Below are 23,041 nucleotides of genomic sequence, written 5' to 3'. Positions count from 1 at the left end.
CATCTCGGGTGAACACACCACCTAAGGTGTCGGTGCTGATCACCGTCACCGGCGTGGATCAACCGGGTGTGACGTCGGCGCTGTTCGATGCGCTCTCCGGGCACGGAATCGACCTGCTCAACGTCGAACAGGTCGTCATCCGGGGCCGCCTGACGCTCGGTGTGTTGCTGTGCTGCCCGCCGGAAGTCGCCGAAAGCATCGTGCTGGGCGACGATGTCGAGGACGCCATCCACGCGGTGGGGCTCGACGTCACGATCGAGCGCAGCGAGGCCGTGCCGATCATCCGCGAGCCCTCGACGCACACCATCTTCGTGCTGGGCCGGCCGATTACGGCCGGGGCCTTCGGCGCGGTCGCTCGCGAAGTCGCGGCGCTCGGCGTCAACATCGACCTGATCCGCGGAGTCTCCGACTACCCGGTGACCGGCCTGGAGTTGCGGGTCTCGGTGCCGCCGGGAGCCGACGGCCCGCTGCGGACCGCGCTGAACAAGGTCTCGTCCAACGAGGGTGTCGACATCGCGGTCGAGGACTACAGCCTGGAGCGGCGGGCGAAACGGCTCATCGTGTTCGACGTCGACTCGACGCTGGTGCAGGGCGAGGTCATCGAGATGCTGGCCGCCAAGGCCGGCGCCGAGGGCCAGGTCGCCGCGATCACCGAGGCCGCGATGCGCGGCGAGCTGGACTTCGCGGAGTCCCTCGAGCAGCGGGTGGCGACCCTGGAGGGCCTGCCCGCCACGGTGATCGACGAAGTCGCCGACCAGCTCGAGCTCATGCCCGGCGCCCGGACCACCCTGCGGACGCTGCGACGCCTGGGCTATCACTGCGGCGTGGTCTCCGGCGGGTTCCGGCGCATCATCGAACCGCTGGCCGAGGAGCTGATGCTCGACTTCGTCGCCGCCAACGAGCTCGAGATCGTCGATGGCAAACTCACCGGCCGGGTGGTCGGCCAGATCATCGACCGGCCCGGAAAGGCCAAGGCGCTGCGGGACTTTGCGCACCAGGCCGGGGTGCCGATGGCGCAGACCGTCGCCGTCGGAGACGGCGCCAACGACATCGACATGCTGTCCGCGGCCGGGCTGGGAGTGGCGTTCAACGCCAAGCCGGCGTTGCGTGCGGTCGCCGACGCGTCGTTGAGCAGCCCTTACCTGGACACGGTGCTGTTTCTGCTCGGCGTGACCCGCGGCGAGATCGAGGCCGCCGATGCCGTCGACGGTGAAGTGCGCCGCGTCGAGATTCCGCCCGAGTAGGTGTCGCTGGACCGACCCGGCAGCCATCCCACTCGCGCGGTACGGCACGATGATCGGGTGCCCGAAACCGGTCCCGAAAGCTCCGAAACCGGCCTCGCTACCGGCACCGCCGAAGCCGACCCCGATCTGCTGATCGACTTCAGAAATGTCTCGCTGCGACGCGGCGAGCACGTCATGGTCGGGCCGGTGGATTGGGCAGTCGAACTCGACGAGCGCTGGGTGATCATCGGTCCCAACGGGGCGGGCAAGACGTCACTGCTGCGCATCGCCGCGGCGGCCGAGCACCCGTCGTCCGGCATCGCCTTCGTGCTCGGTGAGCAGCTGGGCCGGGTCGACGTATCGGAACTGAGGGCCCGGATCGGGCTCAGCTCTTCGGCTTTGGCGCAGCGGATCCCCACCGACGAAGTGGTGCGCGACTTGGTCATCTCGGCGGGCTACGCGGTGCTGGGCCGCTGGCGCGAACGCTACGAGGACGTCGACCATCAGCGGGCCGTCGACATGCTGGAGAGCCTGGGCGCCGAACACCTCGCCGACCGCACTTACGGAACCTTGTCCGAGGGTGAACGCAAACGGGTGCTGATCGCCCGCGCGCTGATGACCGATCCCGAGCTGTTACTGCTCGACGAACCCGCGGCCGGCCTGGACCTGGGCGGCCGCGAGGAATTGGTGTCCCGGCTGACCGATCTGGCCGCCGACCCCGACGCGCCCGCCCTGGTCTTGGTCACCCACCACGTCGAGGAGGTTCCGCCCGGCTTCAGTCACTGCATGCTGCTGTCCGAGGGACGGGTGGTGGCCGCGGGGCTGCTGTCGGATGTGCTGACCGCCGAGAATCTATCGGCCGCCTTCGGTCAGTCGATCGCGCTGGACGTGATCGACGGGCGGTATTTCGCGCGGCGGGTCCGCTCCCGCGCGGCGCACCGCAGGAGGCTGGAATGAACACCACCCCGGAGCCGCTGCCGACCCGGCCGGCGGCCACCGTGATGCTGATCCGCGACGTGCCCGGCGGTGTGAAGACCTTCCTGATGCGCCGCCATTCGAAGATGGAGTTCGCGCCGGGCACGATGGTTTTCCCCGGCGGCGGGGTGGACGACCGCGACCGTAACGCCGATATCGCGTGGGCCGGTCCGGCGCCGGATTGGTGGGCACAGCGGTTCGGCATCGAGACCGAGCTGGCCGCGGCGCTGGTGTGCGCGGCGGCCCGGGAGACCTTCGAGGAGTCGGGGGTGTTGTTCGCCGGCCCTGCCGATGACCCGGACGGAATCGTGCGCGACGCGTCGGTCTACGCCGATGCCCGCCGCGCGCTGGACGACCGGACGCTGTCGTTCGCGGACTTCCTGCGCCGCGAAAACCTGGTGCTGCGCTCGGACCTGCTGCGGCCGTGGGCCAACTGGGTCACGCCGGAAGCCGAGCGCACCCGTCGCTACGACACCTACTTCTTCGTCGGGGCCCTGCCCGAGGGTCAGCGGGCCGACGGGGAGAACACCGAATCCGACCGGGCCGGCTGGTCGACGCCGCAGGCCGCGATCGACGACTTCGAGGCCGGGCGTTGCTTTTTGCTGCCGCCGACCTGGACCCAGCTGGACTCTCTGACCGGGCGCACCGTCGCCGAAGTGCTGGCCGTCGAACGCCAAATCGTGCCGGTACAACCGCATTTGGAGATCCAGGGCGATAACTGGATCTTCGAGTTCTTCGACTCCGACCGCTACCACCAGGCCCGCGAAAAGGGCGGCATGGGGTGGCGGCATTGAGCGAGTTCGTCCACGTCGTGGTCAGTGACGGCTCGCAGGACGCCGGCCTGGCCGTCCTGCTGGTGTCGCGGCCGCCCACCAACACGATGACCCGGCAGGTCTACCGCGAGATCGCGGCGGCGGCCGCCGAGGTGGGGCAGCGCGACGACGTCGCGGCGGTGATCCTGTTCGGCGGGCACGAGATCTTCTCGGCCGGTGACGACATGATCGAGTTGGAGAAACTGACCGCGGCCGAGGCCGAGTTCGCCGACCGCGTGCGCACCGAGGCAGTCGACGCCGTCGCGGCCATCCCCAAGCCGACCGTCGCGGCGGTCACCGGCTACGCGCTGGGTGCCGGCCTGACGCTGGCGCTGGCCGCCGACTGGCGGATCAGCGGCGACAACGTGAAGTTCGGGGCGACCGAGATCCTGTCCGGCCGAACCCCCGGTGGCCGCGGTATGGCCCGCCTGACCCGCGCGGCCGGGGCGAGCAAGGCCAAGGAACTGGTGTTCAGCGGGCGTTTCGTGGACGCCGAGGAGGCGTTGGAGCTGGGCCTGATCGACGAGCTGGTGGCGCCCGACGACGTGTACGACTGCGCCGCGGTGTGGGCGCGTCGTTTCCTGGACGGCCCGCATCACGCTCTGGCAGCGGCCAAGGCCGGCATCAATGCGGTGTTCGGGGTTTCTGAGTCCGACGTCTGAGCCGTCGTTTGCAGACTCCACCTTCGGCAGGACGCGCGCTCTTCAGGATTTCGTTGATGTCGGAATAAAATTGGCTGCCCGGTTTCCGACCGGCGATGGTTCTTCAGCAAAGGGGAGCTCGAGCGGATGGATCGCCCGACCAAGGGGATCAGCCGCCGCGGTCTGTTGTTCGCGGTCGCGGGCGCCATCGCACTCACCGCGGTGAACCAGCCGACGCAGGCGGCGGCGGTTACGACGACGTCGTCCCCTGGCCCGGTGGGACCCGGGGAGCGCGCGGACCTGGCCGAGCGGGCGGTCATGGAGCGGCACGTGCACACGCTCTGGTGGCAGCCCGGGACGGCCCTGGGCACGCTGCACTGGCCGTCGTCGGTGTTCGACCAATTGTTGTTGGCGCGTTGGTGTTACTGGTGGCAGGCCCACCTGCTGGACTGCGCGGTGGATGCCGCGTACCGCGCACGCACCGCCGAACGCATCGACCGGATCGGCGCCATCGCGCGCGGCATTCACACCCGCAATCTCACCGGCTGGACCAACGGATACTGCGACGACATGTCGTGGTTGGTGCTGGCGCTCGAACGCGCCGACAGGCTGCTCGGCGTCCGGTTCGACGATGCCGTTCCGAAGCTGCGGACCGCCCTGCTCAACGGCTGGAACCCGGACATCGGTGCGGTGCCCTGGAAGATCGGCCACGATTACTACAGCACCTCCGGGATCGGACCGACCGGCATCGCGATGGCGCGCCTGGGCAACCTGTCCCACGCCGAACAACTCGCCGATTTCCTGCACACCCGGCTGCGCGACCCCGAAAGCGGCCTCATCTTCGACGGCGTGCACGAACCCAGCGGGCGGATGGACCGCTCCCTGCTGACGTACTGTCAGGGCGTGGCCATCGGGCTGGAGACCGAATTAGCCTTGCGTACAAACGATTCGAGCCATCGTGACCGCGCGGCGGCGCTCGTCGCCGCTACCGCCGACAGGCTCGCCCACGGGGGCGTGATCGCCGGGTGCAACGGGAATGACTCCGGGCTGTTCATGGGCATCCTCGCCAGGTATCTCGCCCAGACCGCGCTGGCCCTGGGCGACACCACCGCCGCCCAGCTCGTGCACGCCTCCGCGCGGGCGGCGTGGGGCAACCGCGGCGAGGTGGACGGGCTGCCGCTGTTCGGTGCGCATTGGAACCGCCCGGTCACCGCGCCGGCGGGTCTGGAAGCCGTTGCCCAGTTCGCGGACCTGTCGCGCGCGTCGGCGCCGAACCCGAGCCGCGATCTCTCGATACAGCTGAGCGCGTGGATGCTGCTCGAGGCGGATCACCAGCTCACCTCCGCCGGGCACTGAGCCCCCGGCGGACCCGGGTCGCCCGCGGTGTCGAGCGTTTTGGTGGCCAATCAGGCTGTGCCGCTGGGGCAGTTGATGACGGCTGCTTTCTGGCGCGGATCGGCGGCCGACCTGTGATGCCACCTGTGAGGTGTGGTTCGAACGTGACGGCGAGGTGATCGGCGCCGGGCGCGCGACCCGCACCGTCAACCGGCGGCTTCGCCGCGCGCTCGAGCACCGCCACCGAACGTGTGCGGTCCCCGGCTGTGGCGCCACCCGCGGTCTGCACGCACACCACCTCCGCCACTGGGAAGACGGCGGACCCACCGAGTTGGCCAACCTGGTACTGCTATGCCCGTACCACCACCGGGCACACCACCGCGGCGTCATCACCATCACCGGACCCGCCGACGACCTCACCATCACCGACACCTCCGGCCGACGGCTCCGTCCAGGATCACTTGCGCGCCCGCCGAATCTTGCCCCGCCCGATGTCCCACCATGCCCCGGACCCACCGGCGAACGCGCCCAATGGTGGTGGTACCAACCCTTCCAACCCCAACCACCACCAAACAACTAGGTTGGCGACTAGCACCTATCGATGAAACCGGTCGGGGCATAGGGAATTTCGCTTACGCCCAAGAGCTCGGATTTTCGAATGTTCGTTTCAGTCGCGTCCGGAAATGCTCATCCGTCCACTTCCGCGATTTGGACGCCGACCGATAGCCAGCGTTCACGGACCTCGCCGAGCTTGTCGGCGGGAGCGGAAAGCAATAAACCGAAGGTCGCCGGCGGGCTGAGTTCGTCACGGTAGTAATTGCGGTAAAACGCCATTTTGCTGGCGAACCAGGAAAACGCTTCGGGTTGTTGGATCAACAACAGGTGCGCGTTGGTTACATCAGTTACGTACCCGCCAGGAGGCTGTCTTTCGCGCCCGCCATGGCGGATTTGACTGCACTTGTCTGCACCCGTCGAGCTAAGGCGGTGATGGCTCCGCCCACGGCTGCGTGGGCAGCACCCACGGCGCCGGATGTCGCCTGAATTGGTAGCCCAACGCGGGGCAGCGGAGCCGCCGCCACCAACTCCGCCGAAATCGGCTCGCAGTGCGCTGCCAGCACTTGCAGCCCCGCATCGCTGACCCGAAGAGCATCGGCCACGTCGAGGAGTTAGGCCGGTACCGGCGATCAGCACTTCACCTCGTTCGAAGGCGGATCGGGCGGCTATTAGGCTGCCCTGCATGACCGACGTAACTCCGGCGGCGCACGTGACCGCCGACCAGGTCGAAGCCGCACGGCACGACACCAAGCTCGCCCAGGTGCTCTACCACGACTGGGAGGCCGAGACTTACGACGAGAAGTGGTCGATCTCCTACGACCAGCGCTGCGTGGATTACGCCCGCGGCCGCTTCGACGCCGCCGTGCCCGACGAGGTCCAGCGTCAACTGCCGTATGACCGGGCTCTCGAATTAGGTTGTGGCACAGGGTTTTTCCTGCTCAACCTGATCCAGGCCGGCGTCGCGCGGCGCGGATCGGTCACCGATCTGTCACCCGGGATGGTCAAGGTCGCCACCCGCAACGGGCAATCGCTGGGCCTGGACATCGACGGCCGGGTCGCCGACGCGGAGGGCATCCCGTACGACGACAACACCTTCGACCTGGTGGTCGGGCATGCCGTGCTGCACCACATTCCCGATGTCGAACTGTCGCTGCGCGAGGTGATCCGGGTGCTCAAGCCCGGCGGCCGGTTCGTCTTCGCCGGCGAGCCGACCAATGTCGGCGAGGTCTACGCCCGCAGCCTGTCCACGCTGACCTGGCGGGTGGCCACCAACGTCACCAAGTTGCCCGGCCTGGGCGGCTGGCGGCGCCCGCAGGTCGAGCTCGACGAGTCCTCCCGGGTCGCGGCGCTGGAAGCCATCGTCGACCTGCACACCTTCGCGCCCGAGGACCTGGAGCGGATGGCCGGCAACGCCGGCGCCGTGCAGGTCGAGACCGCCAGCGAGGAGTTCACCGCCGCGATGTTCGGCTGGCCGGTGCGCACCTTCGAGGCGTCGGTGCCGCCCGGGCGGCTGGGCTGGGGCTGGGCGAAATTCGCCTTCAACGGCTGGAAGACGCTGAGCTGGGTCGACGCCAACATCTGGCGGCACCTGGCGCCGAAGGGCTGGTTCTACAACGTGATGGTCACCGGGGTCAAACCCTCCTGAACCAGTCCGCTCCAGGCCTGCGCTTCACCACCGACGACGTCGGTTACCTGCGCTCGGATTCGGGCGTCGCGGCGCTGACCGCGGTCGCCGAATTCGCGTTGACCGACGCCACCCGTATCGCCGATATCGCCGCGACCCGGGCCCGCTTCGGCGATCGGGCGCCGGTGCTGGTGGAAACCACGCTGCTGCGCCGCCGCGCCGTCGACAAGTTGGGGGAGCTGGGGGTCTCCGGCTGGCTGTTCACCGACGAAGCGTTGCAGCAAGCCACCGCGGCGCCGGTGGCGCTGCATCGGGCCCGACGGCTGAGCGCGGCCGGCGCGCTGGTGCACGATGCGACCTGTTCGATCGGCACCGAGATGGCCGCGCTGCGCGTCGCGGGCGTTCGCGTCGTGGGCAGCGATATCGACCCGGTGCGGCTGGCGATGGCGGCCCACAACCTGGGCCCCGGCGCGGTTGTCTGCCGCGCCGACGCGCTGCACCCGGTGACCCGCGACGCCGTCGTGATCGTCGACCCGGCGCGCCGCAGCGGTGGGCGACGCCGGTTCAACCCGGCCGACTACCAACCGGGCCTGGGGGAGTTGATCGACTGCTACCGGGACGGCGCCCTCGTCGTAAAGTGCGCTCCCGGAATCGATTTCGACCAACTGAGACGGCTCGGATTCGACGGCGAAATCGAGGTGACGTCGTATCGCGGCTCGGTGCGCGAAGCGTGCCTGTGGTCGGGCCGGCTGGCCGCGCCGGGTGTTCGCCGACGGGCCAGCATCCTGGATCGCGGCGAACAGCTCACCGATGCCGAACCCGACGACTGTTCAGTGCGCCCGGCCGGGCAATGGATTGTCGACCCGGACGGCGCCGTGGTCCGGGCCGGCCTGGTGCGCCACTACGGCGCGCGGCACGGGCTGTGGCAGCTCGACCCCGACATCGCCTACCTGTCCGGCGACCGGTTGCCGCCGGATGTGCGCGGGTTCGAGGTGCTCGAGCAGCTGGAGTTCGACGAGCGCCGGCTCCGCCAGGCGCTGACGGCCCGCGACTGCGGGGCGCTGGAGATTCTGGCGCGCGGGGTGCAGGTCGACCCCGACGCGTTGCGGCGGCGGCTGCGGCCGCGCGGCGGCCAGGCCCTGTCGGTGGTCATCACCCGCATCGGCACCGGGGCCGCCTCGCGTGCGACGGCCTATGTGTGCCGCCCGTCGCGGTAACGCCCTGTACGCTGTCGGCGGTCACTTTCCGGGGGACCTCGCCTTTTGAATCGACGAGGACAATTCGAGTTATGCGTTATCTGATCGCGGCCGCGGTGCTGATCACCACGGTTCTGCCCGGCTGGCCGGCCGCCGCCGACCCGCCATCGTGTGCCAGCCTGGGCGGCACCGTCGAGGCCGGGCAGATGTGCCATATCCGTGCGACCGGCGCGAACTACACGCTGAATGTGACGTTTCCGGCCGACTACCCCGACCCGCAGCCGCTGACCGACTACATCACGCAGAACCGCGACGGATTCCTCGCCGTCGCGCAAACCACCGGGCCGCGCGACCAGCCGTACCAGATGGAGGCGACCACCGAACAGCGCTTCGCCGGTCAGCCGCCGCACAACACCCGCAGCGTGGTGCTCAAGTTCTTCCAGGACGTCGGCGGATCGCACACGTCCACCTGGTACAAGGCGTTCAACTACAACCTCGCCACCAAGCAGCCGATCACCTTCGACAACCTGTTCGTCCCCAACACGTCGCCGCTGGAGGCGATTTTCCCGCTGGTCAAGGCCGATCTGGAACGGCAGAACGCCCTCGGTGCGGCCATCCTGCCGTCGTCAGGCCGCGACCCGTCGCACTATCAGAACTTCGCGATCACCGACGACCAGCTGATCTTCTACTTCGCGCCGGGCGAGATGCTGCCCGCGTTCGCCGGCCCGTGCCAAGCCCAGGTGCCGCGCAACGCGATCCCGCCGCTGGCTATCTAACTAACAGGCCTACGCCGGGGCGAAGCCGTAGACCTGGCCGTCGCTGGTGGCGGCCACCACCCGGCGGTCGGTGCCGATCGCGATGCCGACGGGGTAGCCGGTGGCAGCGGGCAGCGGGTAGCTGTTGATGGTGTGGCCGTTGCCCGGATCGAACACCAGCAGCGACATGCCCGCCGCGTCGTCGTGGGGCGGCCCGCTCACCACCGCGTAACCGACGCCGGAACCGGCCAGGCCCGACGACGACAACGGCGTGACGTCGTCGCGGCGCCAGACCTGATCGCCGTGATCGCCGGCATCCTTGAGGGCCACCAGCCGGGTGTCGGGTCCACCACCGGACACGATCAGCCCCTGCGGGGTGACGGCCGGCGGCGTCTGGGCCAGGAATCCCAGCGGCGCGGACCACTTCGGTTTCCCGTCAGCGGCGGACAGGGCCCACAACCGCTGGTCGCGGCCGTTGACGTAGACGGTCGATCCGTCGGCCGACAGCACCGGGCTGGAAATCACGCCGGCGCCGACGGCGTCGGTGGTCCACTCCCGGGTCAGCAGCGGAGTCTGCCCGCGGTGGTATTTGAGCCCGACCAGCCCCGCCGCCGGGGCGCCCGGCTGCCAGACGCCGAGCACCGCCATGCCGCCGGCCGCCGAGAAGGCGGGGGCGGCCGCGACCGGGCAGCCTTGGTGCGCCGGGGCGCAATCGGCCAGCCCGCGCGTCGCGTCGGTCGGGTCGATCCCGTCGACCAGGTCCAGCGGGCTGCCGACGACCATGCCGCGGTGTGCGTCGAACACCAGCACCTGCCCCAGGTGTGTGGTGACCAGTAGTTGGCCGTCCGCGAGAAACCTTGGGGTGGAAGGCATTCCGATCACCGGCTGGCGCCACCGCGTCCATTGGGTCACCGGGAAGGACAGAAAGGCGCCCGGCTGGCCGACGTAGAGATTGTCGAAGCCGTCGAACAGGGGACCGCCGACACCGCCGCCCTGGAACAACCGCACACACCACCGTTGCCGGCCGTTGTCGTTGTTCTCCCATTCCATCAGCGAACATCCGGCCGGCGTTTGCGCGTTCAGGGCGAGGTAATTGCTCGAGCCCAGCGCGGGTCCGGCGCCCAGGCTGCCCTTGACCGACCGCGTCCATTGCAGGGACAGCTTGCTGGCGCCGCCGGTCGTGGTGTAGCTGCTGTTGGCCGCGTCGGCGTACTGTGCCGACCAGCCGGGCGCGGCCGCGGCTTCGACCCACGAGTCGGTGTTGCCGCAACCGCCGAGCCCGATCGCCAACACGGCTGCCAGCACCACGGATGAGCAACGCCGAAGCCCACTGATGGGTTGTCGGGCAAGCACCTTGGGTTTCCCAAATCCTTCGTCCAAGGCGGGCCGCGCGAGGGCGGACCCGGCCGTTCGGCAGCGATTGAGTACAGGTGAGGGTAACCCGTGGCGGTTCGCGCACTCATGATTGACCGCGTTAGGCTTTCCGGCTGTGACGAGCATGTGGGGCGCCCCGGTCCACCGCCGCTGGCGGGGCCAGCGGCTGCGAGACCCACGCCAGGCCAAGTTCTTGACGCTGGCCTCGCTGAAGTGGGTGCTGCGTAACCGCGCCTATACCCCGTGGTACTTGGTGCGGTATTGGCGGCTGCTGAAATTCAAGCTGGCCAATCCGCACATCATCACTCGCGGAATGGTGTTCATCGGCAAGGGCGTCGAAATCCATGCGACACCCGAGCTGGCGCAGTTGGAGATCGGTCGCTGGGTGCACATCGGCGACAAGAACACGATCCGGGCGCACGAGGGCTCGCTGCGGTTCGGTGACAAGGTCGTGCTGGGCCGCGACAACGTGATCAACTGCTACCTCGACATCGAGCTCGGCGATTCGGTGCTGATGGCCGACTGGTGCTACGTCTGCGATTTCGACCACCGGATGGACGACATCAACCTGCCGATCAAGGACCAGGGCATCATCAAGTCCCCGATCCGGATCGGACCGGACACGTGGGTCGGGGTCAAGGTGACGGTCTTGCGCGGCACGTCGATCGGGCGGGGTTGCGTGCTGGGTTCGCACGCCGTGGTACGCGGCGATATTCCCGACTATTCGATCGCGGTCGGCGCGCCGGCGAAGGTGGTCAAGAACCGGCAGCTGTCCTGGGAGAGCTCGGCCGCCCAGCGGGCCGAATTGGCCGCCGCCCTGGCCGATATCGAGCGCAAGAAGGCGGCCCACTGACCTCGCCCGGCTGGGGTCCCTACGATCCCAAGCCGACGCGTCCCGGGTGGGATGCGGCGCTGTCAATCGTGCTGATGGTTGTCGCCGTCGTCGGCTGGGGTGTGGCCGCCGGCATGGAATTCATGTTTTTGGCCTTCACCGATTACTGCCCGCCGCCGCGTTGCAGCACAGACCGGGCCGCCACAGCGGTCCTGCTGTCGGTATCGGTGGCCGCCGCCCTGACAGTTATCGGATGTGTCGTGACGATCATCCGGCTGGTTCGCCGACGGCCGGGCTGGCCTTACGCGGTGGCGACGGTGGCCGCGTCCACCCTGGCTGAATTGCTGGGCATCGTGGGGTACTTCGCGGCGGTCGGCTACTGATCGTTACGGCGATGACGGCTGTTCGTCGACGACGAAGTGGTAGTCCACGGTGCCGGCGTCGACGCCCGTGACGGACACGTTCACCCCGTAGGTCTGGCCTTCGGCGGTAACGAGCTTGCACCGCAACGTCGCGCCCTGCACGCCCTTGAGATTGTCGGGGCAGGTCACCGATTGGGGCTTGGTCCCGAACTGCTGGGTGATGTTGTCGCTGATCGCCGTGGCGACCTGGGCTTTGTCTACCGTCTCCACCATGTCGAACTTGACGTTGCTGCCCTCGACGCTGGTCACGGTGACGTTGACGCCGTAGGTGGTGCCCTTGACCTTCATCGTGCAGTTCAGCTGCGCGCCGACTTTCGCGTCCAGATCCGCCGGGCAGTCGACGGAGTCGGGCTTGTTGCCCTGGGCGTCGGTCAACTTCTGGGTGATCTGGCTGGCGACGTCGTTCTTCGCCACCGCGTGCGACGACGACCCTCCGATCGAGCACGAACAAGCGCCGGCGCCGGCCATCAGCCCCGCGGCAGCACCTGAAATCAGCAACGTCCGAACGATCGAGTGGGCCATATCGCCTCCCTGGCGCTTTGACTTGACGACTGTGAATCGGCTGATGATTACATGCCAAACAGGTGTGGGTAGGTGATTTCGCCAAAAGATTGTTTCGATGTGCCGTAAAGTGCCCGCGCCAGATCGCTTGATACCGCGCGAGCGTCGGCTAGGAGCCGATGCTCCGATAGCGGCGCAGTGCTTCGGCCCGCTCGGCGCGTTGGTCGACGATCGGTGCCGGATACCCTTGTGGCCGTTCGCCTTTGCGTAGATGGACGTCCTCGGCGGTGCTCAGCTCGGGGATCCAGCGCCGGATGTAATCGCCTGCGGAGTCGAACTTTTCGCCCTGCGTGGTCGGGTTGAACACCCGGAAGTACGGCGCGGCGTCGGTGCCGCACCCCGCGCACCACTGCCAGCCGTGCTGGTTGCTGGCCATGTCGCCGTCGGCGAGTTGATCCAGGAACCATTGGGCGCCCCACTGCCAGGGCAGATGAAGGTCTTTGACCAGAAACGACGCGACGATCATCCGCACCCGGTTGTGCATGAAGCCGGTCTCGCGGAGTTGGCGCATGCCGGCGTCGACGATCGGAAAGCCGGTTTCGCCGGCCTTCCACGCCTGGAAGCGATGGTCGGCGTCCGCACCGGTGTCGGTTTCGATGTCGTCGAAGTCGCTGTTCCAGTTGCGCCAGGCGCTGGCCGGCCAGTGATGCAGCACCGCGGCGTAGAAGTCGCGAAAGGCCAACTCCCGCAAATAGGTTTGGACCCCCTGTGTGCGCAGGTTCATTGTCGCGAGCATGGTTCGGGGGTGAATGGTGCCGAACTTCAGGTGTGCCGACATCCGGCTGGTGCCCGGCAGGTTGGGCCGGTCGCGATCCTGCGCGTACCGGTCCAGCCCGTCGCCGGTGAACTGCTCCCATCGCGAAAGTGCGGCCGCCTCACCGGCATCGAAGCCGAGCTCGACGCCGGGGTCGGGGATCGTGCACTGTTTGACGATGCGAGCCGGGTCGAGCCAGCGTGCCGAATCGGCGCTCGATTGTGCGGGCTTGCGCCAGCCGACCTCGCGCCACTTCCGCAGAAACGGCGTGAATACCTTGTAGGGTTCGCCGTCGTCCTTGGTGACGCGACCGGGCGACACCAGATACGGCGATCCCGTCGCGACCAACGGCACCGAACCCAGTGCCGCACGGACCTTTTCGTCGCGGCGCTTTCCATACGGGGCGAAATCCTCGGAGATATGCACTGCTGTCGCGTCGATCTTGTGGGCGACACCGGGAATCTGCTCTTCGGCGTTCCCGCGGGTCACCAGCAGCCGGCCGTCCAGGTCGTCGCGCAGTTGGCGCAGCGCATCGCTCAGGAACTGCAGGCGGCGCCGGCCCGACGATTTCTCGAGCCGGGGGTCGAGCACAAAGCAGGCGAGCACGTCGCCGCTTTCGGCCGCGGCGAGCAACGCGGGATGATCGCGCAATCGCAGGTCGCGGCGAAACCACAAGAGCGCGGGCATTATTGGACGCGACGGTTGAGCCACCAGATGTGGGCGGACAGAACGGTGGCGAAGGCACACCACAGCGGGTAGGGCGCGAGCGCCGCGCCGGCGCGCGGATCGGCCGCGGCGGCCCGGCGGGCAAGGTCTGCGCTGCTGGCCGCGAGCGCGGCCGCACCGACCACGGCTGCTCCCAACGTGTGAAAGCGGAAGAAGAGCCAGCTCCATCCGGCGTTGAGCAACAGGTTGACGGTCAACGCAGCGGCATAACCGCGTGCCTTGTCGTGTCGTCCCGCGGCGCGGAACTTGTCGACGGTCACCGCGGAGGTGGTCGCGATGTCGGCGTACAGGGCGGTCCAGACGACGGGGAAGGCGGCGCCGGGCGGCTGGTAGACGGGTTTGCGCAGCCGCGTGTACCACGCGGGAACGCGTCGTGGGCTGGCGATACTTCCGGTTCCCGCGGCCACGGCCACGGCGAGCGTTGTCGCGGCGAGAGTCGAGCGCTTCACAGCCTGCTCCCTTCCTGTCGTATGAGATTGTCCTGCGGTTCAATCTCTTTGGCGCCGACCGGGTCGGCGGGCCACCAGATGCGATCGCCGATCAGGGCGAACAGCGCGGGTATGACGAGGGTGCGGACCACGAAGGTGTCGAGCAGAATACCCAGCCCGACGATGATGCCGAGCTGAGTCAGCACGATCAGCGGCAAGACGCCCAGCACGCAGAAGACCGCCGCCAAAACGATTCCCGCGCTGGTGATCACGCCGCCGGTGGCCGACACCGCACGGATCATGCCGTCGCGTGCACCGTGGCGCGCTGCCTCTTCACGGGCGCGGGTGACTAAAAAGATCGTGTAGTCCACGCCGAGAGCGGCCAGGAACAGGAACGCGAACAGCGGGGTGCTGTTGTCCAGCGCCGGAAATCCGAAGACGTGCAGGCTTGTCCAGGCACCGAGGCCGAGCGCGGCCAGCGCGCCGAGAATCGTCGCGGACAGCAGGTTGGGCGGCGCGAGTGCCGAGCGCAGCAACACGAACAGCACAACGAGAATCACCGCGAGGATCGCAGGGATCAGCATCAGCCGGTCGTGCACCGCGGCATCTCGAACGTCGAGCGCCTGGGCGTCGGGTCCGCCGACCAGCGCGCCCGGCGAGGCGGATTTCGTCGAATTACGCAGTGCGGCAATGGTGCTGAACGCGCGATCCGACGACGGCGCGGCATCGGTCACCACCGACCATCGCATCAGGCCGGAGGGTGACCGGCCCGCATCGGCCACCGAGACCACACCTGCGGTGGCGGCGATCGCCGCGCGCACCTGTGACGCCGCGTCGGTCGGCGCGACGACCAGCGTGGGGTTGGCCAGCCCGGCCGGAAAGTGCGCGGCCACCACGTCGTAGCCGGACACCGAATCCGCCTGCACCCGAAACTGTTCGGTCTGCGACAAGCCGATTCGAGTCCCCAGCAGGCCGCAGGCCAGCCCCGCCAGCACGGCGATCGAGACCACGGCGACGAGCGCGGGACGGCGGGCCACCTGCACGGCGACCCGGTGCCACGCCCCGGAATCAAGAGTGGCGGCGCCGTCGGGACGGGGGACCAGGGGCCAAAACAGTCGCCGGCCGCACAACGCCAGCACCGGTGGCAGCACCACCAAGACGGACAGTGCGGCGACCACCAGGCCGCAGGCCGCCAGCGCTCCCAGGCTGCGGGTGCTGGGCGTCGACGCGAACAGCAGGGTGAGCAAGGCCAGCACCACGGTGGCATTGCTGGCGACGATCGCCGGTCCGGCCCTGCGCACCGCGAGGCGCAACGCGTCGTGGTGGTCGCGGTGGCTTCGAAGTTCGTGCCGATAGCGGGAAATCAGCAGCAGCGCGTAATTGGTGCCCGCGCCGAACACCAGCACGCTGGTGATCCCGGAGGTCGCGCCGTCGAAACTCAGCCCGGTCAGCGACGCCACCGCCGTGCCCACCGCCGCGGCGACCCGGTCGGCCAATCCGATCACCAGCAGCGGCGCCAGCCACAGCACCGGCGAGCGGTAGGTCGCGATCAGCAACAGCGCCACCACGGATGCGGTCACCGCCAGCAGCGTGATGTTGGCGTCGGTGAACGCGTTGGCGATGTCGGCGCCGAATGCCGGGCCTCCGGTGACGTGTGCCCGCAGATCCGTGGGCAGGCCGGCGTCGGCGGCGGTGCGCAGCGCGGCGACTCCCTGGTTGAGCACCATGCCGGACAGGTCGGCGCGGATCGTCACCACGCCGATGGCCGCCTTGCCGTCCGACGACACGATCGGCGGCTGCGGGTCGGCCGCGCCGAACGGCGCGACGACGCCCTGCATGCGGTCGCGGGCCGCCCGGGCCGCGGCCACGTCGGCGCTGTCCAGCGGCGCCCCGTCGGCGCGGCTGACCACCAGCAGCAGCGGAACCCGATCGCCCCCGGGGAATTGGCGGGCCAGGGCGTCGACCCTGGCGGAGTCGGAATCGGCGGGCACCGACAGCGGTGCCTGGCCGGCCGCCGCGTTTGCGCCGATCAACGCCGTGAAGCCGATACCCAGCAGCACCGCGGCCAAGCCGAGTCGCCACGAACGCCGGCCGGTCACGGCGGCGGCCAGACTCTCCCACACCACGACACCAGCGTTTCCACCATTTCAGCCGATTAAACCGGGCCCGGCCTCGACACCGCCCGGCCGTTCTTCACCCCACTGGGCGCGCACACGCGCGAGGCGATGCAGCACCTGCCCGACGAGGATCTCGCGGCCGCTCATCGGGTCTTCGCCGGGATGCGACGCTTTCGGGGTGAATTGGGTGCTCCCCAGCCATGATTCGGGCGCCGCTGGGTGAGCGCCCGGCATCCGGAGTGTTTGATCGGTGTTCGGGCCGCATCGCGACCCAGCGCTACCGGGAGCGTCCGAGCAGGTGACGCAGGGCCGTATCCAGGTCGGGTTGGCGGAACCGGTGGCCCGCGTCGGCCAGCCGCTGCGGGGCGACGCGCTGACTGGCACACGCCAGTTCGCGGGCGCCCTGCTCGCCCAGCAATATTCGCGGTCCCAGCGACGGAACGGGCAGCAATGCCGGCCGGCGCAGCACGCTGCCCAGGGTGCGGGTGTATTCACTGTTACGAACCGGTTGCGGCGCAACGGCATTCACCGGCCCGGACAGCGTGGTGTCCCAGAGTGCGCGGTGATACACGTCGACCAGGTCGTCGATCCCGATCCAGGACAACCACTGTCGGCCGTCGCCGAGCCGGCCACCCAGCCCGGCGCTGAACAACGGACGCATCAGCTTCAGCGTGCCGCCGCGCGGGGATTGCACGATGCCGGTCCGCACCTGCACCACCCGGCCCCCGGCCTGCGCGGCCGGCGCGGCCGCCTCTTCCCAGTCGGCGACGACGTCGGCCAGAAACCCGTCGCCGCGCTCGCTCGCCTCGGTGAGCATCTCGTCGCCGCGGTCGTATCCGTAGTAGCCGATTGCCGACGCGCAGATCAGCACCGGCGGGCCGGCCGCGGTGCGGGCAAGCAGTTCGGCCAGTCGACGCGTTGGCCCAATCCTGCTGTCGCGCACCGTATTCCGATGATCATCGGTGAATCGGCCGGCAATCGAGGCGCCGGCCAGATGAATGACCGCGTCGACCCCGGTCAACAGCTCCGGGTCCGGATCGTCGGGATTCCACCGGCGTTCGTTGCCGTGCGGGCTGTGGCGCACGAGTGGGATGACCTGATGTCCGCCGGTACGCAAGAACGCCGACAGCGCCGAACCGACCAGTCCCGACGACCCGGTGACCGCCACGGTCAACGGGCCCAGACCATGCCGGGCCGCCACCCGGTGGGCGGCCAGGTCGTCGGCCAGCTGGCGGTGGCGGTAGACGAACATCGGGCGCAACACGGCGCCGGGCACCGGCGTCTCGACGCGGTCGATCACCTCGGTCCGGTCGTCACCGAGGTCGTCGAATTCGTGGATGTGCCGCCACCGCACGGCGACCCGGGCCGGCAGCGAGGCCGGCCCGTCGCCGCCGATGGTGTCGACGAAGCGCCGCGGCGGGTCGTAGCCGTCGGCCTGGTGCTCGGCCACCCAGCGCAGCCCGGCCGGCAGGGCGAGCTCGGCCCGCCCGTCCTTGAGTGAGGACGCCTCGGTGACCAGCCGCATCGGCGACCACGGCGGACAGAGCCGCTCGAAGGCACCCGGGCGTGCGTACCACGCGAACACGTCTTCGCGCGGCGCGTCGATGACGCTCGAATATTGCAGTCCCATGGTGTCCAGGGTTACCCAATGCCGGCGAGAGCATGCCTTGCGCCGGGGTGGGTACCACGGACTGCATGGTGTTGACGCTCGCCTGCTGTCCCTGCTCGATGCCGCCCTCGACCGGTCGATCGTCGGAGGCTATACCCGCATCGGCTATCAACTGCGCAGCTGGGGATGGCCCCAAGACCCGCAGCCGCACGCGCTGAAGGGGAAAGCCGCGCTGGTCACAGGCGCGAACCGGGGCATCGGCAAGGCGATTGCCAAGGGCCTGGCGCAGTTGGGCGCGAGCGTGCTGTTGACGGTGCGCGACGAGACGAGCGGCGAGCTGGCCCGCAAAGAGATCGTCGACGCGAACCAGGACGCCGACGTGCAGGTGGAGGTGTGCGACGTCGCCGATCTCTCGGCGGTGCGCGAGTTCGCGGCCGACCGGCACGAGGTCACCCTGGCCACGCACGTGCTGGGACCGGCGCTGCTGACCGAGTGCTTGCTTCCGGTCCTGCGCGGCGCGGAGAACCCGCGGGTGATCCTGATGTCCTCTGGCGGGATGTACACCCATTCGCTGCCGACCGACGACCCCGAATACTTCGACGAGCCCTACCGCGGCGCCACCGCGTATGCCCGGACCAAGCGCATGCAGGTGGTGTTGACCCCGATCCTGGCCCGGCACTGGGCCGACGACGGCGTCCGCGTCTACTCCATGCACCCCGGGTGGTCCGATACTCCCGGGGTGGCGGCGTCGCTGCCGGCGTTCCGGGCGCTCACCGGTCCGCTGTCGCGCACGCCCGAACAGGGCGTCGACACCGCGATCTGGCTGGCAGCGACCGACCCGGCGCCACCCTCCGGCGGGTTCTGGCATGACTGGCGGCCCCGCCCGGAGCACTATCTGCCTTGGACGCGGCACGGCGAACAGGAACGCGAACACCTCTGGCGCTACTGCGCCTATTCGGCCGGGATCGACAATGCGTGGGCTCAGCGGTCGGGCAGCGCGTGACGGACACGTTCGGGCTGTATCGGCGCGTTCGATCGTTGTGATTTGCGCCGTCCCCGGTCTGGCCCCGTTCGCCCCACGGTTACTGCGGAGGTGGTCGATAGCCCGCCGCCGAGTTTCGCAGCTGCCAGATCAAATCAGGGCACAACAGGTTGACAGCGTACGAGACCAGATAATTGGCCGCGAATTCATCGCTCGAGGTCACCTCACGCTTGACGTCACCCATCACTTGGCCGTAGCCATCGCCATTCCTGACCTCGTCGCAAATCCCTCGGCCGTAGCCGAGCGCATCATTGTTGGGAAAGTTGTAGTGCCGCCGCACCGCTACGTCGTACATGTACTCCACCTCCGGTGCCGGAGCGGCGTGTGCTCGCGGCGCGGGGGTTTGTGGGGCTAAGCCCGCAGCAGCGGCGACTATCACTGTGGCGAGCGACTTGCCGAGCCTCACGCGGGAAATCTTGTGCAGCACACTGGGCGAACGCCGCGCACGAATTCGCTGCATACCGTTCGTCATAGCACGACCACCGATCGCAGCACCGCTCCGGAATGCATCTTCTCGAACGCCTCCTCGATACCGTCCAGTCCGATGTGTTCCGTGACGAATTTCTGGAGCGGGAGCCGACCTTGCAGGGAGAGATCGATCAGGGTGGGAAAGTCACGTTCGGGCAGGTAGTCTCCATACCACGACGACTTCAACGCCCCGCCGCGGGAAAAGAAGTCGACTAGCGGCATGTCGATGTGTATGTCGGGAGTCGGAACTCTTACCAGCACAACTATTCCGGCGAGGTCGCGAGCGCAGAACGCCTGCTTCCACGTCTCGGGCCGCCCAACTGCGTCGATCACCCCATCGGCGCCAAAGCCGTCGGTCATATCCTGGATCGTCTCCACGACGTCTAGCTCGCGAGCGTTGATGGTGTGGGTCGCCCCAAAGTGACGGGCCCAGTTCAGTTTCGTGTTGTCGGTGTCGACGGCGATGATCACCTTGGCGCCCACGGGCCGCGCTCCCGCGATCGCGGCGTCGCCAACGCCGCCGCAGCCGATCACCGCCACCGTGTCGTCGCGGTTCACCGCTGCGGTGTTGATCGCCGCACCGATGCCCCCCATCACGCCGCAGCCCAGTAGGCCAGCGACGGCCCGGTTGGCTCGCGGGTCGACTTTGGGGCACTGCCCCTCATGCACCAGTGTCTTGTCCGCGAACGCGCCGATGCCCAGCGCGGGGTGAGCTCAGTGCCGTCTGAAAGCGTCATCTTCTGCGCGGCGTTGAGGGCGTCGAAGCAGTACCAGGGCCTGGCGCGTTTGCATGCTCGGCATTGCCCGCACGCCGCGCGCCAGTTAAGGATCACGAAATCTCCTGGCCTGATGCTGATTACGCCAGAGACGACCGTCTCGACAGTGCCTGCCGCCTCATAGCCGAGCAGGAACGGGTACTCGTCGTGAATGCCTCCCGCGCGGTAGGTCAGGTCCGTGTGGCAGACGCCGCAGGCAACTACTGTGACCACCACCCTCTCCTGGCCCGGGGTCGGGGATGGTGATATCGACAACGGTACGCCGGGTTCATCTCCCTGCAGAATCGTTGCCGTACTGAGGAATTCGGTGAGTGGATCTGGCCGGTCAGCCCATTGCACGGCCAAGGCGTCGCCCTGCATCTGCTCGAAGCCCACGGCCAGCACGCAATCAGCGCTACCGCTTTCGACAGCTTGACGGGCCACCCACAGTGCGCTGGATCCGGTCGCACAGTTGTTATTGACGTTGATCACCGGGATGCCGGTCGTCCCGATCCCGTAGAGCGTGAACTGGCCGCTAATCGAGTCGTCGTACACATACCCGACGTAGGCCTGCTGTATGGGGCCGTAGTCGATTCCCGCGTTGCCGAGTGCCGCCGTGACGGCGCCGCGGGCGAGTACGTCGTGGGTCTGGCTTCTACTCGGTGTTGCGAACGGGACCATTCCGACACCTACCACTCTTGCCGTGCCTCGCACCGAACCCTCCTTTAGCAGCGAGATCTGCGTGTCGACTGCCGAAACCCACGAATTGTCGGACCATCGCGAGACTTTACATGATGATCGACCGATTGTATGTTGACTGACATAGAAACGCGGTTCACAAACGGAGGTGTTGATGCGCTGGGCCACCTATCGGGCGGCGGAAGGTCCACTGGTCGGTGTGGTCTTCGACGACGCGATCCATGCTTTGCCCCCCGGCGCAACGTTGATCGACCTGATATCCGCCGGCACGGAGGCGCTGCATGAGGCTGGTGTCCGTGTGCAGCATTCCCCGCACTCGGTAGTCGCCTTGGCGGATGTGCAACTGATGGCGCCCATTCCCCGTCCGCCAGTTGTTCGCGACTGCCTCTGCTTCCTTGAGCACATGCGTAATTGCCAAGTGGCACTGGGCCGTTCACGCGAGCTGTCCGACGTGTGGTATCGGGCGCCGGCGTTCTACTTCGCGTGTCCATCGACGGTGATCGGACCCTATGACGACGTGGCGATCGCGCCCGGCAGCGCCTGGCCGGACTTCGAGTTGGAGGTCGGCGCCGTCATCGCCGGTGGCGGCGCCGACCTCACGGTGGAGCAGGCCGAACAGCAGATCGTCGGATACACGATTTTCAACGACTGGACGGCGCGTGACCACCAGATGCTGGATACGCAACTGAGTATCGGCCAAGCCAAGGGCAAGGACAGCGCACTCACTCTCGGCCCATTCCTGGTCACCCCTGATGAGTTGGCACCGTACTGCCGCGACGGCATCCTGGACCTGAGGGCGACCGCATCGGTGAACGGCAACGTGGTCGGCACCGGGTCGACCGCCTCGATGGATTGGTCGTTTGCCGAGGTGATTTCGTACGCGTCTCGCGGCGTTCCGCTGTATCCCGGTGAGGTGTTCGGATCAGGGACAGTACCAACGTGCACCCTCGTCGAGCACCTTCGCGTCAACGAGTTGGCGTCGTTTCGGGGTTGGCTGCACGACGGTGACGTTGTCACGCTCGAGGTAGAGGGCTTGGGCCACATCCGCCAGACCGTGCGGGCCTCGGCATCACCGGTACCGCTGACCGCGCGGCCGCGTCCTGGCGCGATTGAACCACCCCCGCGACTAAATCGAGCAGCGGCGCGATTCCCCTTCACCCGCGGCCTACACGCGATTGCTGACCGGGTGTGGGCCTGGGTCCTGCCTGACGGCGGATTCGGTTGGAGCAATGCGGGTTTGGTCGCCGGCGACGGCCAGTCCCTGCTGGTCGACACGCTCTTCGACGCGCAACTGACTCGCGAAATGTTGGACGCGCTCGCCCCCATCACCGACACCGCGCCCATTCGCGACGCGCTGATCACCCATTCCAACGGGGATCACACCCACGGCGCCATGCTGCTGGACCCGTCGGTACGAATTGTGGCCGCGGAGGCGACGGCCGACGAGATCGCCCATGACATGGCACCGGAGATGATGGCGTTTTTCCAGAAGGCGGACCTCGGCCCGGTCTTGACCACGTATGCGCGGGACCGGTTCGGCGGCTTCGATTTTGGGGGCATTACCGCGCGACAGCCTGAGGTGACGTTCGCCAAGGAATACAGCCTCGACGTCGGAGGACGGCGCGTCGACATCTATAACCTCGGCCCTGCTCACACGGGCGCCGACGCCGTGGCACATGTTCCGGATGTCGGTGTGCTTTTCGCTGGTGATCTGATGTTCTTTGGGTGTACTCCAATCGCATGGGCGGGTCCGATTGACAATTGGGTGGCAGCCTGTGACGCCATGCTGACTCTCGATCCAGAGATCGTGGTCCCGGGTCACGGGCCGGTCGGTGATGCCGACGGCATCCGGGGCGTCCGCGATTACCTCCGCTTCGTTATGGAGTACGCCGATTCCGCACACCGCGCCGGGCACACCTTCCTGGAAGCCGCCGACCGGATCGACCTCGGCGAGTTCGCCACCTGGCTAGACGCCGAGCGCATCGTCGCCAACATCTATCGCCGCTACTGCGAGATCGATACCGAGACACCGCAATTGAGTATCGTTGAACTGTTCACCCGAATGGCCGAGTGGCTCGCGGCCAGGACCAAACGGCAGTGAGCGTGCTGCGGGAAACGGTGGCGCCTTGCCGTCGGCG

19 protein-coding genes and 5 pseudogenes are annotated in these 23,041 nt (G+C 68.1%); 14 read left to right on the top strand and 10 right to left on the bottom strand.

Translation table 11 applies throughout. The features are described 5' to 3' along the window. Positions 1–8 precede the first annotated feature (8 nt). The 6 genes and pseudogenes from serB to G6N55_RS08860 all read left to right on the top strand — a co-directional run. A complete protein-coding gene (serB, locus tag G6N55_RS08885; protein WP_085226110.1) occupies positions 9–1,244 on the top strand; it encodes a phosphoserine phosphatase SerB in 1,236 nt (411 codons plus the stop codon). A gap of 57 nt (positions 1,245–1,301) precedes the next feature. Next, a complete protein-coding gene (locus G6N55_RS08880) occupies positions 1,302–2,180 on the top strand; it encodes an ABC transporter ATP-binding protein (protein ID WP_085227054.1) in 879 nt (292 codons plus the stop codon). Continuing rightward, on the top strand, positions 2,177–2,992 hold the full coding sequence (locus tag G6N55_RS08875) for an NUDIX hydrolase (protein ID WP_085226112.1): 816 nt from the start codon (positions 2,177–2,179) through the stop codon (positions 2,990–2,992). The genes G6N55_RS08880 and G6N55_RS08875 overlap by 4 nt, the downstream gene beginning before the upstream one ends. Continuing rightward, positions 2,989–3,666: pseudogene (locus tag G6N55_RS08870) on the top strand (enoyl-CoA hydratase); the annotation flags it as partial. The gene G6N55_RS08875 and the pseudogene G6N55_RS08870, both read left to right, overlap by 4 nt. Before the next feature lie 132 nt (positions 3,667–3,798). After that, the gene (locus G6N55_RS08865) at positions 3,799–5,007 is read left to right on the top strand and encodes a glycoside hydrolase family 76 protein (RefSeq protein WP_085226116.1); all 1,209 of its coding nucleotides are present in this window, start codon (positions 3,799–3,801) and stop codon (positions 5,005–5,007) included. An 82-nt stretch (positions 5,008–5,089) separates the two neighbouring features. Continuing rightward, a pseudogene (locus tag G6N55_RS08860) lies at positions 5,090–5,566 on the top strand (HNH endonuclease); the annotation flags it as partial. A 107-nt stretch (positions 5,567–5,673) separates the two neighbouring features. On the opposite strand, the gene G6N55_RS08855 reads toward G6N55_RS08860, so the two are convergent. Next, on the bottom strand, positions 5,674–5,862 hold the full coding sequence (locus tag G6N55_RS08855) for a hypothetical protein (RefSeq protein WP_163667237.1): 189 nt from the start codon (positions 5,860–5,862) through the stop codon (positions 5,674–5,676). A 361-nt stretch (positions 5,863–6,223) separates the two neighbouring features. On the opposite strand from G6N55_RS08855, the gene G6N55_RS08850 reads away from it, so the two are divergent. The 3 genes from G6N55_RS08850 to G6N55_RS08840 all read left to right on the top strand — a co-directional run bounded on the left by G6N55_RS08850 (position 6,224) and on the right by G6N55_RS08840 (position 9,137). After that, complete coding sequence (locus G6N55_RS08850; RefSeq protein WP_085226123.1) at positions 6,224–7,186, top strand: class I SAM-dependent methyltransferase; 963 nt, start codon at positions 6,224–6,226, stop codon at positions 7,184–7,186. Positions 7,187–7,203: 17 nt separating this feature from the next. Next, complete coding sequence (locus G6N55_RS08845; protein ID WP_232079042.1) at positions 7,204–8,382, top strand: class I SAM-dependent methyltransferase; 1,179 nt, start codon at positions 7,204–7,206, stop codon at positions 8,380–8,382. Positions 8,383–8,453: 71 nt separating this feature from the next. Beyond that, positions 8,454–9,137: an esterase gene (locus tag G6N55_RS08840; protein WP_085226125.1), complete on the top strand. Its 684-nt coding sequence runs from the start codon at positions 8,454–8,456 to the stop codon at positions 9,135–9,137. Positions 9,138–9,146: 9 nt separating this feature from the next. Here G6N55_RS08840 and G6N55_RS08835 read toward each other — a convergent pair whose 3' ends face one another. After that, positions 9,147–10,424 (bottom strand): outer membrane protein assembly factor BamB family protein, encoded by a 1,278-nt coding sequence (locus tag G6N55_RS08835; protein ID WP_139827056.1) that lies wholly within the window; start codon positions 10,422–10,424, stop codon positions 9,147–9,149. 181 nt (positions 10,425–10,605) lie between these two features. Between G6N55_RS08835 and G6N55_RS08830 the strand changes: the two genes are divergently transcribed. After that, positions 10,606–11,343 carry an acyltransferase gene (locus G6N55_RS08830; RefSeq protein ID WP_085226129.1) on the top strand — a complete coding sequence of 246 codons (738 nt, stop codon included), beginning with the start codon at positions 10,606–10,608 and terminating at the stop codon, positions 11,341–11,343. 74 nt (positions 11,344–11,417) lie between these two features. Continuing rightward, on the top strand, positions 11,418–11,705 hold the full coding sequence (locus G6N55_RS08825; protein WP_232079041.1) for a hypothetical protein: 288 nt from the start codon (positions 11,418–11,420) through the stop codon (positions 11,703–11,705). Between the two features lie 3 nt (positions 11,706–11,708). Here the strand turns inward: G6N55_RS08825 and G6N55_RS08820 are convergent, their stop codons facing one another. From G6N55_RS08820 to G6N55_RS08805, 4 genes are all read right to left on the bottom strand, one after another. Beyond that, the gene (locus G6N55_RS08820; protein WP_085226131.1) at positions 11,709–12,266 is read right to left on the bottom strand and encodes an anti-apoptotic protein; all 558 of its coding nucleotides are present in this window, start codon (positions 12,264–12,266) and stop codon (positions 11,709–11,711) included. Between the two features lie 148 nt (positions 12,267–12,414). After that, complete coding sequence (locus tag G6N55_RS08815; RefSeq protein WP_085226133.1) at positions 12,415–13,746, bottom strand: cryptochrome/photolyase family protein; 1,332 nt, start codon at positions 13,744–13,746, stop codon at positions 12,415–12,417. Beyond that, complete coding sequence (locus tag G6N55_RS08810; protein WP_085226135.1) at positions 13,746–14,234, bottom strand: TspO/MBR family protein; 489 nt, start codon at positions 14,232–14,234, stop codon at positions 13,746–13,748. The genes G6N55_RS08815 and G6N55_RS08810 overlap by 1 nt, the downstream gene beginning before the upstream one ends. Then, entirely contained in the window at positions 14,231–16,339 is a 2,109-nt protein-coding gene (locus tag G6N55_RS08805; RefSeq protein WP_085226137.1) for an MMPL family transporter, read from the bottom strand. Before G6N55_RS08805 ends, G6N55_RS08810 begins: the two co-directional genes overlap by 4 nt. A gap of 39 nt (positions 16,340–16,378) precedes the next feature. Here G6N55_RS08805 and G6N55_RS29725 point away from each other — a divergent pair. Further along, positions 16,379–16,534, top strand: a pseudogene (locus tag G6N55_RS29725) (MarR family transcriptional regulator); the annotation flags it as partial. A gap of 73 nt (positions 16,535–16,607) precedes the next feature. On the opposite strand, the gene G6N55_RS08800 reads toward G6N55_RS29725, so the two are convergent. After that, complete coding sequence (locus tag G6N55_RS08800; protein WP_085226139.1) at positions 16,608–17,960, bottom strand: TIGR01777 family oxidoreductase; 1,353 nt, start codon at positions 17,958–17,960, stop codon at positions 16,608–16,610. On the opposite strand from G6N55_RS08800, the gene G6N55_RS08795 reads away from it, so the two are divergent. Continuing rightward, on the top strand, positions 17,959–18,942 hold the full coding sequence (locus tag G6N55_RS08795; RefSeq protein ID WP_085226141.1) for an SDR family NAD(P)-dependent oxidoreductase: 984 nt from the start codon (positions 17,959–17,961) through the stop codon (positions 18,940–18,942). The genes G6N55_RS08800 and G6N55_RS08795 overlap by 2 nt on opposite strands. A 79-nt stretch (positions 18,943–19,021) precedes the next feature. Here the strand turns inward: G6N55_RS08795 and G6N55_RS08790 are convergent, their stop codons facing one another. The 3 genes and pseudogenes from G6N55_RS08790 to G6N55_RS08780 all read right to left on the bottom strand — a co-directional run. Next, positions 19,022–19,453, bottom strand: coding sequence for a DUF732 domain-containing protein (locus G6N55_RS08790; protein ID WP_232078950.1), 432 nt, complete (start codon positions 19,451–19,453; stop codon positions 19,022–19,024). Continuing rightward, positions 19,450–20,481: pseudogene (locus G6N55_RS08785) on the bottom strand (S-(hydroxymethyl)mycothiol dehydrogenase); the annotation flags it as partial. The gene G6N55_RS08790 and the pseudogene G6N55_RS08785, both read right to left, overlap by 4 nt. 110 nt (positions 20,482–20,591) lie before the next feature. Beyond that, positions 20,592–20,885, bottom strand: a pseudogene (locus G6N55_RS08780) (thiolase family protein); the annotation flags it as partial. Between the two features lie 172 nt (positions 20,886–21,057). Here G6N55_RS08780 and G6N55_RS08775 point away from each other — a divergent pair. Next, a complete protein-coding gene (locus G6N55_RS08775) occupies positions 21,058–23,004 on the top strand; it encodes a fumarylacetoacetate hydrolase family protein (protein ID WP_085227062.1) in 1,947 nt (648 codons plus the stop codon). The last annotated feature ends 37 nt before the right edge of the window (positions 23,005–23,041 follow it).

Origin of the sequence: Mycobacterium florentinum, assembly GCF_010730355.1 — a bacterium.
GTDB classification, from domain to species: Bacteria; Actinomycetota; Actinomycetes; order Mycobacteriales; family Mycobacteriaceae; genus Mycobacterium; species Mycobacterium florentinum.
This window is presented reverse-complemented; position numbering and strand designations above follow the sequence as displayed.

Bases quoted from the DNA above. Each gene is read 5' to 3' on its own strand.
- G6N55_RS08875 (WP_085226112.1), top strand. From the start codon at position 2,177: ATGAACACCACCCCGGAGCCGCTGCCGACCCGGCCGGCGGCCACCGTG.
- G6N55_RS08865 (WP_085226116.1), top strand. From the start codon at position 3,799: ATGGATCGCCCGACCAAGGGGATCAGCCGCCGCGGTCTGTTGTTCGCG.
- G6N55_RS08850 (WP_085226123.1), top strand. From the start codon at position 6,224: ATGACCGACGTAACTCCGGCGGCGCACGTGACCGCCGACCAGGTCGAA.
- G6N55_RS08840 (WP_085226125.1), top strand. From the start codon at position 8,454: ATGCGTTATCTGATCGCGGCCGCGGTGCTGATCACCACGGTTCTGCCC.
- G6N55_RS08825 (WP_232079041.1), top strand. From the start codon at position 11,418: ATGGTTGTCGCCGTCGTCGGCTGGGGTGTGGCCGCCGGCATGGAATTC.
- G6N55_RS08820 (WP_085226131.1), bottom strand. From the start codon at position 12,266: ATGGCCCACTCGATCGTTCGGACGTTGCTGATTTCAGGTGCTGCCGCG.
- G6N55_RS08815 (WP_085226133.1), bottom strand. From the start codon at position 13,746: ATGCCCGCGCTCTTGTGGTTTCGCCGCGACCTGCGATTGCGCGATCAT.
- G6N55_RS08795 (WP_085226141.1), top strand. From the start codon at position 17,959: ATGGTGTCCAGGGTTACCCAATGCCGGCGAGAGCATGCCTTGCGCCGG.
- G6N55_RS08800 (WP_085226139.1), bottom strand. From the start codon at position 17,960: ATGGGACTGCAATATTCGAGCGTCATCGACGCGCCGCGCGAAGACGTG.
- G6N55_RS08790 (WP_232078950.1), bottom strand. From the start codon at position 19,453: ATGACGAACGGTATGCAGCGAATTCGTGCGCGGCGTTCGCCCAGTGTG.
- G6N55_RS08775 (WP_085227062.1), top strand. From the start codon at position 21,058: ATGCGCTGGGCCACCTATCGGGCGGCGGAAGGTCCACTGGTCGGTGTG.